Genomic DNA, 15,499 nt, shown 5'->3' on the forward strand with positions numbered 1-15,499 from the left:
CGCGCTCTGTCCGATCCGTGGTGCCGGCAACGTTTTGGGGTGGCCAAAGTGGTAGCAGCACACCGTGCCATTACTCGCAGACCTCATGAAGAAAGCAGGTAGATCAATGACCTCCACCTATACCGAACCCGCGGCAGTCGAGGCCGCGCCGGGCAAGAACGTCCTTGGGATCATCGCCCTGATCACCGCGATACTGGGGACGATCTTCGCCTGCGTGCCGGGTGCGCTGATCCTGGGATGGGTGCTGCTGCCGATCGCCTTCATTCTGGCTTTGGTGTCGCTGTTCCTGAGGGGAAAGAAGCGTGGCGCTGGCATCGCTGCGCTGATTCTCTCGGTGGTGGGCACCATCATCGGCGTCGTCGTCTTCCTTACAGTGGTGGGTAACGCGTTCGACGATGCGTTCAGCGATGAAACCAACGTGTCCGTCGGGCAGAATGATGAAGAGCCAGCAGCCGAGGAGACGGTTCCGGCGGCCGTAACCTCAGATGAGGACACTGCTGGCGAGGACTCGGCTGTTGAGGAGGGTGACGGTGAGCAGGGAACCCGTGCGAACCCGTACCCATTAGGCGCTGAAATCTCCACCTCCGAGTGGGTGGTTACCGTGAACAGTGTGGACTTGGACGCTACCGCTGCGGTTCTGGAGGAGAACCCGTATAACGACGCTCCGGAAGAGGGCCATGCCTACATCCTGGTCAACCTGACTGCTCAGTACATCGGCGATGACGCCGAGGGGGAGACCCCGTGGGTCGGAGTTGAGTACGTCTCCCCGGCGGGGAACACCTTCACCTCTGCAGACGTCTTCGCGGTGGTCCCGGACAGCTTCGACTCTCTGGGCACTCTCTATGAGGGCGCGTCCACCAGCGGCAATATCGGGCTCCATGTGCCGGCTGAGTCAGTCGAGGAGGGCACGCTGAAGGTCTCGCCCTCGTTGTTCGGTGACGCCGTGTTCGTCGCGGTCAACTAACACTCAGCGCACACCCTGTGCCGAGCCGCGTGCAGCGGGAGTCTGGTCTCGCAGGGACCGGCCCACTGGCGGGAGCAGGCGCGGCGGATTGGTGCTCCGGCTGCAACAACGGATGGGATCCGCCGAGACTCAACTCCGGTGATCCCATCCGTTGTTGCGCTGAAGGCCCGGAAATGGCGTTCTGGCGCCACATTGGATGGGATTTCAGCTCAGAATCTTGGTGCCCCCGATTGGATTCGAACCAACGACCTACCCTTTAGGAGAGGGTTGCTCTATCCCCTGAGCTACGGAGGCGGGGGCGACGTCGCCGTCGCGGGTTCCATGGTAACGGTTAGGCCCGCCTATCGGGACTTCTCGCGCCGCATCCGCGCCGCATCGGCCAACACCACCAGCACTACTGCCGCCCCCAGGAAGATCAGCATGGCCCAGCTGATCTGGGTCAGCAGTGATGCGGTGGCCACCAAGCCCTCTGAAGGTTCATTCTGCGCCAAAGCCTGGTCGATCAGAATGTTCTCCGTAATATCCACTACGGCGAAGACCGCAGCTGCCGCCACAGCTACCCAGCGCACTCGCCCTGGACCCAGCAGCAGACCCATGACCGCCCAGGTCGCCAAGAAGAAAGCCACCGGGAAGATGACTCCGGCGGTGATGTGCAGGAAGCTCAGCTGCCCGGCCGCGCTGTCCTCCATGACGCTGCGCAGCTGCTGCAGATCCTCCACGTCATAGCCGGTCAGGCGGGCATCAGGCATGGACAGCCCCCCGGCAAAGTGACGCAGCTGAGGCATCGCGTAGAGATGCAGGTAGCTGAACATGAACGCGGCAATCACCAGCAGCGCGTACACAAGAATCCGCGGCGAGGAATATTCGCCTTCAGCGGCACGGTGGTTGGCTTCGGTGAGGAAGCCGTCCTTCATATCCTGCGGCCGGCGCTGCGGGGTCTGAGCCGCGCTCTGACCCTTGCGTTCAGCCTCGCGAAAGGCCTTCAGGCCTCGGGCCGCGCGCTGATCAGGCTGCGGATTCATCCCCGAGGGCGATTTCTGGCCGGAGGGATTGCCGCGGGTGCTTTTTCTGCGCTGGGACATAGCCCCATCTTCCCAGACCGCGCCCGCCGTCGTCGGCCTCACCACCCGACTGCAGCTTGTGCGCCCTGAGGCATTAGCGGGCACCGATGGCGTGCTGGGCACCGCAGCACTGTCAGGGGCGGCCCGTAGACTGGATGCACCATGGATTTTCTGTTCACCCCTCCCTCTGAACGAGGTGGCACCACGCCGCATAAAACCGCACAGCGCAGCGCCGGCACGTCTTCGTCAACCGGATGGGACGACGACGGCGCTGCGGTCCTGCAGAGCGCACCGGCGCGTCCGCTGCTGGATGCCACCGAGGGGCTGAACCCACAGCAGCAGCAGGCTGTCCTCCATCACGGCACCCCGCTGCTGATTGTGGCTGGGGCGGGCTCGGGGAAGACTCGGGTGCTGACCCGACGCATCGCTCACTTGCTCACAACCGGCGCGGCCCGCCCGCATGAGATTCTCGCGATCACCTTCACCAATAAGGCCGCCCGGGAAATGAAGGACCGCATCGCAGATCTGGTAGGTCCTGCCGCCCAGCGCATGTGGATCTCCACTTTCCACTCCTCCTGCGTGCGCATCCTGCGCGCCGAGGCGGGCAATCTGGGTCGCAAGACCACCTTCACCATCTACGACGCAGCGGATTCTCTTCGGCTGATCACCAGCATTGCCAAGGCTCATGATCTGGACCCCAAGCGCTTCAACCCGCGATCCATCAAGAACAAGATCTCCGCACTGAAGAACGAGCTCGTGGACGCCGAAGAGTTCCAGGCCAAGGCGCCCAATGAGCCCTTCAGTGAGGCCGTGGCGACCGTATTCCGGGAGTACACCCAGCGGCTGCGCGCAGCCAACGCCTATGACTTTGACGATCTGCTGGCAGAGACCGTCTACATGTTCGATGCCTTCCCCGCGATCCTGGACAACTACCGACGCCGCTTCCGCCACGTGCTGGTGGATGAGTACCAGGACACCAACCACGCCCAGTACCGGCTGGTCCGCCAACTCACCGCCCCCAACGATGAGGTGCAGACCCCACCGGCGGAACTGACCGTAGTGGGTGACTCGGATCAGTCCATCTACGCCTTCCGCGGCGCAGATATCCGCAACATTGTGGAGTTTGAGCGCGACTACCCTGAGGCCACCACGATCAAACTGGAGCAGAACTACCGTTCCACCCAGAACATCCTCGACGCTGCCAACGCGGTGATCTCCAAGAACCCCTCACGCACGGAGAAGAAGCTGTGGACCGAATCCGGAGAGGGCGCGCCGGTCACGCTGCACGTGGCCGCCAGCGAGCACGATGAAGCCGAATGGATCGCGCGCACCATCGACCGGCTCGGTGATGAACAAGGCATCCGTCCTGCTGACGTGGCCGTCTTCTACCGCACTAACGCCCAGTCCCGTTCCTTGGAAGAGCGGCTGATCACCCGCGGCATCCCCTACCGCGTTATCGGCGGCACCAGGTTCTACGACCGCAAGGAAATCAAGGACGCCCTGGGCTACCTGCACGTCATCAATAACCCCGACGACGACGTCAACCTGCGCCGCATCCTCAACGAACCCAAACGCGGCATTGGTGAGCGCGCCGAGGGTGCAGTGGCAGCACTGGCCGCCCGGGAACGCACCACCTTCTTTGAGGCGCTGCGCCGAGCCGATGAGGCACCGGCCATCGCCACCCGTTCGGTAAAAGCTATTGAGTCCTTTGTGCGGATGATGGACGACGTCGCCGCACTGGCCGCCGATCAGAAACCCTCAGTGGTGCTGGAAGCGGTGCTGGAGCAATCAGGCATGATGCAGGCACTGCGTGAATCCAAAGACCTGCAGGATGAGTCCCGAGCAGATAACCTCGGTGAGCTTGTGGCGGTGATGAAGGAATACGAGTCCGGCACCGAAGCCCCCAGCCTGGCGGAGTTCTTGGAGCAGGTCTCGCTCATTGCTGATGCTGATGCCATCCCCTCCGCCGGGGACGCCGAATCCCAGCGCATCGCAGCCGAGCAGGGGCAGGTCACTTTGATGACGCTGCACACAGCTAAAGGACTGGAATTTCCTGTGGTCTTCCTCACAGGAATGGAGCACGGGGTCTTCCCGCACTCCCGTTCGATGGGGGACACCGAGCAGCTGGCCGAAGAGCGCCGGCTGGCCTATGTGGGACTTACCCGCGCGGAGAAGCAGCTGTTCCTCACCCGCGCTGAATCCCGGAGCCTCTGGGGTCAGCAGCAGTACAACCCGCCCAGCCAGTTCCTGGAGGAGATTCCGGAGCAGCTGCTGGAACAGACCCCGGATTCTGCCAGCACATTCAGCCGCGGCCCCCGGTATCCAGACCGCGGATTCGGGTCCTCGCGCAGCACCGGCACCGGAAGCGGATGGAACTCAGAGCCATCTCTGATGTCAGATGTGTCCTTTACCCCGCCGCCGCGCAGCCAGCAGCGAACCCAGGTCAACCCTGGTCGCGAGATACCCGCGCTGAACCCCGGTGACCAGGTACGTCACGCCTCATTCGGGGTCGGAGAGGTCATTGCACTGGAAGGCACCGGGGATAAAACTGTGGCGAAGGTCAGTTTCAGCGGAACTGAGAAGCGCCTGCTCCTGCGATATGCTCCAGTTGAGAAGGTTGGGTAAGGGCACCACTGTGCCCCCAGCACTCGTAAGTTAAAGATGACTTCGACGCAGAAGGACACCACCCGTGGACCTGTATGAGTACCAGGCGCGCGATCTGTTTGAGGCGCACGGAGTTCCCGTGCTCGCCGGCATCGTGGCGCAGACCCCGGAAGAAGCCAAAGCGGCAGCTGAGCAGATCGGCGGCGTCGTCGTCGTTAAGGCTCAGGTGAAGGTGGGCGGACGCGGTAAGGCTGGCGGTGTGAAGCTCGCCAAGACCCCCGACGAGGCCTACGAGCACGCCCAGGCCATCCTCGGCATGGACATCAAGGGTCACACCGTGCACCGCGTGATGATCGCCCAGGGCGCCGATATTGCAGAGGAGTACTACTTCTCCATCCTGCTGGACCGCGCCAACCGCAACTATCTCGCCATGGCCTCCAAGGAGGGCGGCGTGGAGATCGAGCAGCTCGCGGTGGAAGCACCCGAGAAGCTCGTGCGCTACAACTTCGATCCCAACACCGGTATCGACGCCGCTGCTGCTGCTCAGATTGCTGAGCAGGCAGGCTTCTCCGCTGAGGAGGCCCCGGCTGTGGCTGATGTCTTCCAGCAGCTGTGGACCGTCTTCAAGGAAGAGGACGCCACCCTGGTGGAGGTCAACCCGCTGGTGAAGACCGGCGAGGGCAAGATCATCGCTCTCGACGGCAAGGTCACCGTGGACGAGAACGCTGGCTTCCGTCAGCCCGGCCACGCCGAGCTGGTGGACCAGTCCGCTGAGGACCCGCTGGAGGCCAAAGCCAAGGCCAACGGCCTCAACTACGTCAAGCTCGACGGTCAGGTCGGCATCATCGGTAACGGCGCGGGCCTGGTCATGTCCACCCTGGACGTCGTCGCCTACGCCGGTGAGGCCCACGGTGGCGTGAAGCCGGCCAACTTCCTGGACATCGGAGGCGGCGCCTCCGCTGAGGTCATGGCCAGCGGCCTGGACGTCATCCTCGGCGATGACCAGGTCAAGTCCGTGTTCGTCAACGTCTTCGGCGGCATCACCTCCTGCGACGCCGTGGCCAACGGCATCGTGAAGGCCCTGGAGATCCTGGGCGACGCTGCAACTAAGCCGCTCGTGGTCCGCCTCGACGGCAACAATGTGGAGGAAGGCCGCCGCATCCTGGCAGAGGCCAACCACCCGCTGGTCACCACCGCCGACACCATGGACGCCGGTGCCGATAAGGCTGCCGAGCTGGCCAACAAGTAAGGATTAGAGAACAGACATGTCGATCTACCTGAACAAGGACTCCAAGGTCATCGTCCAGGGCATCACCGGCGGCGAGGGCACCAAGCACACCGCACTGATGCTGAAGGCTGGCACCAACATTGTGGGTGGCGTCAACGCCCGCAAGGCCGGCACCACTGTGGCTCACAAGGACAAGGACGGCAACGACATCGAGCTCCCGGTCTTCGGTTCCGTCACCGAAGCCATGGAGAAGACCGGCGCGGATGTCTCCGTGGCCTTCGTCCCCCCGAAGTTCGCCAAGGACGCAGCCGTTGAGGCTATCGAGGCCGGCATCGGCCTGCTGGTGGTCATCACCGAGGGCATCCCGGTGCAGGACTCCGCTGAGTTCTACAACCTCTCGCTGACCAAGACCGGCCCCGACGGCAAGCCCGTCACTCGGATCATCGGCCCCAACTGCCCCGGCATCATCACCCCTGGTGAGGCGCTGGCAGGCATCACCCCGGCCAACATCACCAATAAGGGTCCCATCGGCCTGGTCTCCAAGTCCGGCACCCTGACCTACCAGATGATGTATGAACTGCGTGACATCGGGTTCTCCACCTCCATCGGTATCGGTGGCGACCCGGTCATCGGCACCACCCACATCGATGCGCTTGAGGCTTTCGAGGCTGACCCCGAGACCAAGGCCATTGTGATGATCGGCGAGATCGGCGGCGACGCTGAGGAGCGCGCAGCCGAGTACATCAAGAACAACGTCACCAAGCCGGTTGTCGGCTACGTGGCAGGTTTCACCGCTCCTGAGGGCAAGACCATGGGCCACGCAGGCGCCATCGTCTCCGGGTCCTCCGGCACCGCTGAGGCCAAGAAGGAAGCCCTCGAGGCAGCCGGCGTAAAGGTGGGCAAGACCCCATCTGAGACCGCCGCACTGCTGCGCGAGGTTTTCCAGGGCTGAACCGCCTGAAGATCTAACTGAGTAAGGCCCGTCTCCTGCATAGGGAGGCGGGCCTTACTCGTGGGCGATGCTTGTGGAGCTCCGTTGCTGTGGTCTTGCTCGCTGGAGCCTGGCCGCCGGAGTGGTCGATTTGCTGCGCTTGAGAGCCGCGCAGTGGCAGCACATTGACCACTGCAGCTCCGGGTGCAGCTGTCCTGGGCGTAGTAGCCCTACGTTCGGTGAGCCTTGGGTGCGCGGTCAGCGGAAGGCTGCGCGCTATGCACCGGTGGCGAAAATTAGGTCACGGTGACGCCCAGGGCGGAGCCCAGGGCGTAGGTGATGGCTGCCGCGCCCACGCCAATGGCCAGCTGGCGAAGGCCGCGCTTGAGCGGGGAGGCACCCGAGAGCAGGCCGACGACGGCGCCAGTGGCCATCAGTGCCAGTCCCACCAGTACCGTGGAGATCACCACCGCGGTAAGCCCTTCGGCACCTAAGAGGTAGGGCAGCACCGGGATGATCGCACCTACCGCGAAGAAGCAGAAACTGGAGCCGGCAGCCGTCCAGGCTGAGCCCACGGCCTCATATTCGTCGGCGACTTCCTCGGGGTTATGTGACATCTCTGGCCGGCAGTTGCACTCGAAGATGCCCAGGCGTTCAAGAGCGCGATGCTCGGCATCCTCGGGGCTGAGCCCCCTGGCCCGGTAGACCAGCACCAGCTCGTTATGGTCTAGGTCCAAATCCGGAGCGGCACGCAGGGTGGCCTGAGTCGGTCGTGTGGCATCCAGCAGCTCTCGCTGGCTGCGCACTGAGATGAACTCACCAGCCGCCATAGACAGTGCACCGGCCAGCAATCCGGCCACCCCAGAGAGAAGCACTACTGTGGCAGAAACGCCGGTGCCACCCATGCCCATGATCAGCGCGAAATTGGAGACCAGGCCGTCATTGGCACCAAAGACCGCTGCGCGGAATCCGCCGGAGAGCTTCTCCCGACCGCGGGCGGCCAGGGCGCGGATGACCTCCTCATGGATCTCCTCATCAGCGGCCATCCCGCGGGTGGCATCCTCATCCCGGCTGTATGGAGAGTCTCCCTCTGCGCGCTGAGCCAGCGCCAGAATGAACACCGAACCGAAGATGCGCGCCAGCTGTCCCAGCAGCACACGGTGCAGGGACGGGGCAGGAAGGCGCTCGGCATGAGGGCCCAGCAGGTCACGCCAGTGCTGCTGATGGCGCTGCTCTGCCGCAGCTAAGCCCAGTAGGATCTGGCGCTCCTCGCCGTCTTTGCGACGTGCCAGGTCCTCATAGAGCTTGGCTTCAGCGATCTCATCGGCCAGATACTTGCGCCAGCGACGGACCTGTGTGGGCGAGGGCGCAGCAGGCCCGGAGGATTCTTCGGTCACTGCTCCATTCTTGCGGCATGACTGCCGCTGGCGTCGGGTGTGACGATTCTTCAGCACCCCTAAGCCTTTGGCAGACCTAAACGAGGCGCCCCCGCTCAGGTTCAGCCGCGGTAGGCGAAGTCCGCGAAGACTCGTGCCGCCGTCGGCGCCTCAACACCGGGGGCCAGGCCCACATAGCCAGGGGCCAAGTGGGCATCCGGGGATTCTGCGCCCTCCCAGCTGCGGCCCTCGCGAGCGCCGAAGGGCAGGTATCGTCCGCCGGCCCGGCGCAGCACCAGCTGACCGGCCGCCACATCCCAGGGGTTGGTCTTGCCTCCGGCGGCAACATCGGCCCACCCGGCAGCGGCATGGCAGAGCTCCAGGGCACCGGAGATCACCCGGCGAACGCTGGAATAGGTGGTCACCAATTCCGCGAATCCTTCCAACGCCTCGGTCCCGCGGCGGGCCAGCATCTCCGCGCCCGGGAAGCTGGTCACCAGGTTCAGCTGGTTCTCACGGCGAGGATCGCCGTCGGCGGCCAGCTTCGGGGTCGGCTTAAGCGCCTGCTCGGGCTGTTCCCTGGTCTGCAGATAGGCGGCGTCGTCGTCGGCGGAGAAGGTCAGCTCATTGACCGGGTCATACACCACACCGGCGATCACCTGGTCATCTACGGCTGCGGCAATGGAGACGCTGAACATGGCGAAACCGTGGGCGAAATTGCTGGTCCCATCGATGGGGTCGATGATCCACTCCACTCGGCCGGAACCCTGTGCGCCACCTTCCTCGCCGGTGAAGCGGGAATCCGGTATCGCCTGGCTCAACAGCTGCACCAGCTGCTGTTCGGTCTGCTTGTCATAGATGGTGACCAGGTCATGGGCGCTGGTCTTGATATCAATATCCATCTGCGCCCGGAATGCCAGTCTCAGCGCAGGCCCTACGGCCCATGCTGCCTCTTTGGCGATGCCGCGCAGCTGCTGAGCACTGGGTAGTTCTGCAGCACTGGGCAATTCTGCGGCGCTAGCCGCGTCGTCGGAGCTGGGGGAGGGGGCAACGGGCTGGGCGGTCGAGGTGTTTGATTCGCTCACAGTCATCCAGCCTAGTGCTGGAACTGTTGAGTAATCGGCGCGTGACAGAACTGCTCGCCGCCTGCTCCTAAAGACTAGTGCTGAGGTGACGACGACGGGCCCGCAACCGGTGACTTCCAGCATTGCCAAAGAGCAAGGGCGGGCCTAGCATAGTTCGCATATGCAACTAAAATCGCGGTCGGATAGGACCCCATCAGTGCTGCCTGACGGTATGACCCGCCGAGACCTCGGCTGGGCGATCACCGGCATCCTAGGAGTCTTCTTCGCCGCGATGATCTCCATGAACGTGGTGGTCACTGCGTTGCCTGTGATCGTGTCAGAACTTCACGGCACGCAGATCCAGTACTCCTGGGTGGTCACCGCGACCTTGCTGGCCAACGCCTCATCCACCCCGGTCTGGGGCAAGCTGGCGGACATGATGAGCAAGAAGACGCTCTTCCAAGTGGCCAATGTCATCTTCTTCCTCACCTCGCTCACCGCTGGTTTCGCCCCGAATATGGAGACCCTCATCGGCGCCCGGTTCGTCCAGGGCATTGGGCTGGGCGGACTGACGGCACTGGCCATGGCCATCCTGGCCAGCATCGTCTCCCCGCGCGAACGCGGCCGCTACGCCGGATACTTCGGAGCCTGCCTGGCCACAGCTACTGCGCTTGGCCCGCTGGTGGGCGGTATCACAGTAGACACCCTGGGATGGCGCTGGTGCTTCTTTGTCGGGGTGCCGCTCTCCCTGATGGCGCTGGTGCTGGTGGGCTTCACCCTGCGCGTGCCCGTCTTGGAAGTCCGCGGCCGCATTGATTACTTAGGCGCCCTGGTGCTGGTGCTGACCTCAGGTGCACTGCTGATCTGGCTCTCCTTCGCCGGTACACCTGAGTTCTTTGACTGGATCTCCTGGGAATCAGCGGTGCTGCTGGCCCTGGCCATGGTGCTCCTGGTGTTCTTCGTCATGATCGAGCGCCGAGTATCCAACCCCATCATTCAACTGCGCATGCTGGTCTCCCGCACCACCTTGCTCGCGGCGCTGTCCTCGGCCTCCATTGCTGTATGCCTCTTCGGGATGCCCGCATTCCTGGGTCAGTACTTCCAGATTGGCCGAGGCCTAAGCCCTACTGAATCCGGCATGATGATCCTGCCGCTGGTGCTGGGCAACCTGATCGGCACCATGACTACCGGCAGGCTGATCACCCGGTATGGGCGCTGGAAGCCCTATATTGTGGCCGGTTCGTTCATCCTCACCTGTGGCATGTTCGGCCTGGCCACAGTGGACTCCGGCACGCCGTTCTGGTTTGTCCTGACTGTGCTGGTGGTTGTGGGGCTGGGCTTTGGGGCGCAGATGCAGAACCTCATGCTGGCGGTGCAGAACACTGTGCAAGTCACCCGGGTGGGTCAGGCTAGTGCGCTGATCGCCTTCTTCCGGGTCTTCGGCGGGGCAGCGGGAACCGCCATTCTGGGGTCGGTGATGGCAATGCAGGTGGTGGGTGTCTCGGTGGCGGAGGTCAACGGAACGGCTCCCTCGGCCACCTATGCCGACGCTAGTGGCACCATGTTCCTAGTGGCAGCCTGCCTGACCCTGCCCGCCGTCGTGCTCAATCTGCTGATCAAAGAAGTCCCACTGCGCACCACCATCTGAGCCCTGGATCCGCTGGACACTTCCGGGACATGCAGCACCGCTACTATGGACCACGATGACGACGCCGGAGAGGGCTGTGCCCGCTGAATCAGAGAGCCCCGAAGACCAAAGGCCTACTGAAGTACATCAGGATCTGACCGCACTGCGGGAGCACTACACGAACCCCCGGCGCAATCGGGCGATGAAGATCGAAGACCGCTGGCACCAGCTGCGGCTGAACCTGGCGCGCCGGAAGCAGCAGCACGTGACCATGCTGTCGCTGACCGGCTACGGATCACCGCGCTGGGTTCGAGTTTTCTCCCGCGTGGTGATGGCACCGGATACAGATTTTGAGAACGGCCGTCGCGTGGCCAAGGTCATTGCCGATGGCGTACGCGGCTGGAGGAACTTCGTCTCGGCCCCGGTGCCCTTCGCCGAGGTCACCGTGACTATCGCCGGGCGAAGCTACGAGGTCTCGGCCGACCGCGGCGGAATCGTGGATGTACAGGTTGACCTGGGCGAAGACCTTCTGGAACCGGGGTGGCAGGAAGTCCGGCTCGAAGCCGCCGGGGCTGAGGCCACCACCGCTGAAGTGCAGATCATCGGAGACGATGTCACCAGCGGCGTGATCTGCGATATTGATGACACCGTGGTGGTGACCAAGCTTCCACGGCCTTTCCTGGCGGCCTGGAACTCCTTTGTCCTCGATGAGCACGCCCGTACACCCACCCCCGGCATGGCGGTAATGATGGAGCGGCTGCTGAGTGCTTCACCTGGTGCCCCGGTCATTTATGTGTCTACCGGCGCCTGGAATGTGGCCCAGACCCTGACCCGTTTCTTAACGCGCAACCTCTACCCCTTTGGACCGCTGCTGCTGACCGACTGGGGTCCGACCGAGGACCGCTGGTTCCGCTCCGGACAGCAGCATAAGGACGAACAGCTGGAGCGTTTGCACCGGGATTATCCGCAGATCAAATGGGTGCTGATGGGCGACGACGGCCAGCACGACCCGGTGATCTACGCTGATTTCGCCAGACGGCACCCCCAGGCGGTACAAGCCGTCATCATTCGGGAACTGACCTATTCCGAGGCGGTGCTGGCTGGTGGCCGTGCCGAGGCACCTGATGGTGAGGACCTTCTAAAAGCCACCAACGGCGGCGAGAACCCCCAGCGCGTCCAAACCGTGGGGCAGTACCAAATCCCGTGGATCTATGGGCCTGACGGCAAGGCGATCTCCGAACAGCTCTCCGAGCAGGGTCTGCTCGGGCCCTCGCGGCACTGAGCTGCGGCACTGAACTGGGAGTGCCAGCATCGATAGGCCCGCGGAGCGACGCCGCTGAGTCGGTGTTTGTGGTTTTACCCGGGCTTCGGGGTTTTACCCGGGCGTCTACGGATAGGTAAACCGCATAAGCCCGGGTAAAACGCTGCGAGCGGAGTCAGCACCGGCACGGCGTTGACCGGGGTAGCGCGGGCGGGGGTTCGTTCGCCCGGCCCGTTCTGACCTGGGGTGTCGTTTTACCATCCCGCATTCGCATTACCGGCCCGTATACGGGGTGGTAAAACGAATTGTGGATGGTAAAGCGGTGCGGGGCGCGGTCACCTCGGGGCGGCGTGGAGTGGCAGCCTCGGCACGCACGACTCGGCACGCACGTTCCGGCTCGCCCGATTCAGCGCGCAGGCGCGGGCAGCAAGGCGTGAGCGTCGCTGGCGCAACCCGGAACAGCGGACGGCGCAGGGGTAGCGCACTCCGGTGACCGGCAGGGGGCGGCCCTAAACCGTTCCCGGGGCGCCGCCGAGTCAGAATCCGGAGAGGAAGCCGCCGGTCAGGCGGTTCTGCTCCTGGATATAGCGCTTAGCGCGAGCGGCATGCAGCCGTGAATTGACCTCCACGGCACGGGAGTAATGCCCGATGAGCTGATTGCAGATGGCCTCCCAGGTGCGGCCCTGCACTTCCGCGTGGGCCGCAGCCGAGAAGGATGCGCGGGCGTCGTCGTCGCTCACCAGGTGTTCCACCGCCGAGCGCAGCCCGGGCAGATCACCGGGCTCATAGAGCCAGCCGGTGCGCCCCCGGTCCACCAGATCCAAAGGTCCACCGCGCCCCACCGCCACCACCGGGACGGCCGCGGCCATCGCCTCCTGAATGGTCTGGCAGAACGTTTCAGCCTCTCCCGGATGCACGAAGACATCCAAGCTGGCCACATGGGCGCCCAGGTCATCCCCGGACTGGAAACCGGCGAAATAGGCCTTGGGCAGCCGCCGCCGAAGGGAAGGTTCCATTGGGCCGTTGCCAATGATCACCAGTCGAGTCCCGGGCAGTGAGTCCAGCACGGCCAGGTCCTCGATCTGCTTCTCCGCCGCCAGTCGACCCACGAAGCCGATGAGCTTCTCACCATGCGGAGCAATCAGCGCCCGCAGTGCCTCATCCCGGCGACCGGGGTTGAAGCGCTGCAGATCCACGCCGCGCCGCCACGTCTTCAGGCGCTTGATGCCGCGCTCGCGCAGCTGGCTCTTGCAGAAGGAGCTCGGCACCAGAGTCAGCGTGGAGGCCTGGTGCATGCGCTGAACATGCTGCCAGAGCAGTTCCTCGGCCCAGGGCAACCGGTAGCGGGCGGCATAGGTCGGCACTTCGGTCTGGTAGATGGAGACCGTGGGCAGTCCCAGCGCGTCTGCGGCCTGGATGGCTCGCCAGCCCAGCACAAAGGGGGAGGCCACGTGCACGACGTCGGGCCGGATGTCCTCCAGAATATGGCGGATGCGCATCACGAACCCGGCCGCGACCCGGACTTTGGGATAATCCGGCAGTGGCAGCGATGGTACGCGGATCACCGTGAAACCATGGCAAAGCTCTGGCTGATCAGGGATTTCTTCTGCCAGGGGATTGGAGTCGAATAGGGAATCACTGGGCGCAATGACGGTGACCTGATCCCCGCGTCGGCGCAGATGCGCAAGAACATGCAGAACAGAGTTAGTCACTCCGTTCATATGGGGCAAGAAAGACTCAGCAACCACCACGACTTTCACGGTTTAAGAATAAGAGCTTCCGCTGATGAACAGTCGTGTCTGAGGTTGATTTCAGGTGAACACATTGTGAATCCTTCCTCGGGCTCCCGCTGCCGGACCTGCACCATCAGACTGGATGGGTTTTCGCCCGCTGGGGGAGTCAATCCGGGGGGCAGGGTCCACCAGCTGGCACCATGGAACCAATGAGCACTGCTGAGTCCCCTTCTCGCTTCCGGCTGCCCGACCTGCCGCTGTGGCTCTTCGGCGTCTTCGAGGCGGTTCAGGCGGTGCTGGCCCTTGCGCTTCTGGTGACCGTGCCGGTGCTGGCTATGGCACTGGGCAGTGCCGGTGCAGGGTTCGACGGCGGGGCGGTCACCTCCTTGTCCGCCCAGGTGTGGCTGGTGCTCAACGCCTCGCCGCTGCAACTGACTGAGGAGAGCGGCTGGTTCCGTCTGGTACCACTGGGGCTCACCCTGATCCCGTTCTATCTGGCGTGGCGGGCCGGCCGACGGCTGGCGCAGGGCTCCTATCCGGATCAGCTCTGGCAAGGGTTGACCGGCTTCATCCTGGTCTATGCCGCCGCGGCCGGTGGTATTGCCCAGCTGGCTCAAGGGAGCACCATCACCGCCGCCCCACCTGCCAGTGTGGCAGCCGCCGCCGCAGTGGCAGCCCTGGGTTCACTGTCCGGCTGCTACGCCGAGGCCCGCAGCGCAACCCGGATGATCGGGGTTGATCTCGAGGCCAAAGTGGAGGAACTTTCCCAGCACCTGAAATGGGCCGGAGCGTATCTGTGGGCGGTGCTGCGGGCCGGTGCGGTTGCCGCTGTTGCCGCCGTCGGACTCTCCGCTCTGCTGCTGGGGGGCTGGATCGGTTTCCGCTGGATGGATGTCGCCAATGCCTACCAGGCCATCGGCCCGGGGATCTGGGGGGCGGCTGGACTGACCTTGCTGCAGCTGGGAGCAGCGCCGAATATGGTGCTGTGGGCCCTTTCCTACTCCACCGGCGCCGGATTCTCGGTGGGCTCGGGGACGCAGCTGTCGCCGTTCGCCGCTGAACTCGGGGCTGTGCCGGATGTGCCGGTGCTCGCTGTGCTGCCCGCTGAGGTGTACGAATATTCCTGGACGGTCTTGGGCCTGCCGCTGCTGGCCGGAGTGCTGGCCGGCTGGTGGCTGATGCGCGAAGGCGAGAATCATCTGGATGACTGGTTCGTGCTGCGCATCCGGTTCCGTCCGGTATCCCTGACGCTGTCCACGCTGACGCTTGGACTGCTGACCGGTCTGGTCACCGCTCTGCTTGCGGTGCTGCCGCTGTGGCTCTCGCATATTTCACTAGGCCTTGGGCGGATGAGTGACATCGGCCCGCACGCCCTGCTCGCTGCGGTGATGCTGGGCGGATGGGTCGCTGCTGGAACGGTGCTGGGCTATCTCATCGCCCCGGCCACCAGCCTGAAGCGTCGTCGTCGCCTGGTATCTGATGAGGCTGAAACTGATGAGGCGGAGACCAACGAGGATGAGCAGGGATCTCCCCGCCGGTTCAAGAAACTCAAAAACGACGGCGCGGGCGCGGATCACGCACGCAACGATGACGAGGCAGAGAGCTTCACGGCTTCGAAGTAGCGCTAGCCAGTTGCTTGCTCAGCGCGGG

General features: G+C 64.0%; 11 protein-coding genes and 1 tRNA gene. 7 read left to right on the top strand and 5 right to left on the bottom strand.

Going from position 1 to position 15,499, the window contains the following annotated elements:
* The first annotated feature begins 106 nt into the window (after positions 1–106).
* Entirely contained in the window at positions 107–964 is an 858-nt protein-coding gene (locus TX78_RS07310) for a membrane protein (protein WP_044495061.1), read from the top strand.
* Between the two features lie 218 nt (positions 965–1,182).
* Here TX78_RS07310 and TX78_RS07315 read toward each other — a convergent pair.
* A tRNA-Arg gene (locus TX78_RS07315) sits at positions 1,183–1,258 on the bottom strand.
* Positions 1,259–1,305: 47 nt separating this feature from the next.
* On the bottom strand, positions 1,306–2,046 hold the full coding sequence (locus tag TX78_RS07320) for a hypothetical protein (protein ID WP_049897619.1): 741 nt from the start codon (positions 2,044–2,046) through the stop codon (positions 1,306–1,308).
* 141 nt (positions 2,047–2,187) lie between these two features.
* On the opposite strand from TX78_RS07320, the gene pcrA reads away from it, so the two are divergent.
* The 3 genes from pcrA (at position 2,188) to sucD (ending at position 6,809) form a co-directional block, all read left to right on the top strand.
* Positions 2,188–4,650: a DNA helicase PcrA gene (gene pcrA, locus TX78_RS07325; RefSeq protein ID WP_044495062.1), complete on the top strand. Its 2,463-nt coding sequence runs from the start codon at positions 2,188–2,190 to the stop codon at positions 4,648–4,650.
* A gap of 64 nt (positions 4,651–4,714) precedes the next feature.
* Positions 4,715–5,878 (top strand): ADP-forming succinate--CoA ligase subunit beta, encoded by a 1,164-nt coding sequence (gene sucC / locus TX78_RS07330; RefSeq protein ID WP_044495063.1) that lies wholly within the window; start codon positions 4,715–4,717, stop codon positions 5,876–5,878.
* Between the two features lie 16 nt (positions 5,879–5,894).
* Positions 5,895–6,809: a succinate--CoA ligase subunit alpha gene (gene sucD / locus TX78_RS07335; protein WP_044495064.1), complete on the top strand. Its 915-nt coding sequence runs from the start codon at positions 5,895–5,897 to the stop codon at positions 6,807–6,809.
* A gap of 275 nt (positions 6,810–7,084) precedes the next feature.
* On the opposite strand, the gene TX78_RS07340 is transcribed toward sucD, so the two are convergent.
* Entirely contained in the window at positions 7,085–8,185 is a 1,101-nt protein-coding gene (locus tag TX78_RS07340; protein ID WP_044495361.1) for a VIT1/CCC1 transporter family protein, read from the bottom strand.
* 101 nt (positions 8,186–8,286) lie between these two features.
* Positions 8,287–9,249, bottom strand: coding sequence for an inositol monophosphatase family protein (locus tag TX78_RS07345; protein ID WP_233722200.1), 963 nt, complete (start codon positions 9,247–9,249; stop codon positions 8,287–8,289).
* A gap of 211 nt (positions 9,250–9,460) precedes the next feature.
* Here TX78_RS07345 and TX78_RS07350 point away from each other — a divergent pair, with 211 nt between their 5' ends.
* Positions 9,461–10,876: an MFS transporter gene (locus TX78_RS07350; RefSeq protein ID WP_222704264.1), complete on the top strand. Its 1,416-nt coding sequence runs from the start codon at positions 9,461–9,463 to the stop codon at positions 10,874–10,876.
* Between the two features lie 76 nt (positions 10,877–10,952).
* Positions 10,953–12,137, top strand: coding sequence for an App1 family protein (locus tag TX78_RS07355; protein WP_233722201.1), 1,185 nt, complete (start codon positions 10,953–10,955; stop codon positions 12,135–12,137).
* A gap of 515 nt (positions 12,138–12,652) precedes the next feature.
* On the opposite strand, the gene TX78_RS07360 is transcribed toward TX78_RS07355, so the two are convergent.
* Positions 12,653–13,876: a glycosyltransferase family 4 protein gene (locus TX78_RS07360; protein ID WP_044495067.1), complete on the bottom strand. Its 1,224-nt coding sequence runs from the start codon at positions 13,874–13,876 to the stop codon at positions 12,653–12,655.
* Between the two features lie 182 nt (positions 13,877–14,058).
* Between TX78_RS07360 and TX78_RS07365 the strand changes: the two genes are divergently transcribed.
* The gene (locus TX78_RS07365) at positions 14,059–15,471 is read left to right on the top strand and encodes a cell division protein PerM (protein ID WP_049897622.1); all 1,413 of its coding nucleotides are present in this window, start codon (positions 14,059–14,061) and stop codon (positions 15,469–15,471) included.
* Positions 15,472–15,499 lie beyond the last annotated feature (28 nt).

The sequence above is a fragment of the Nesterenkonia massiliensis genome (genome assembly GCF_000455245.1).
GTDB lineage: Bacteria > Actinomycetota > Actinomycetes > Actinomycetales > Micrococcaceae > Nesterenkonia > Nesterenkonia rhizosphaerae.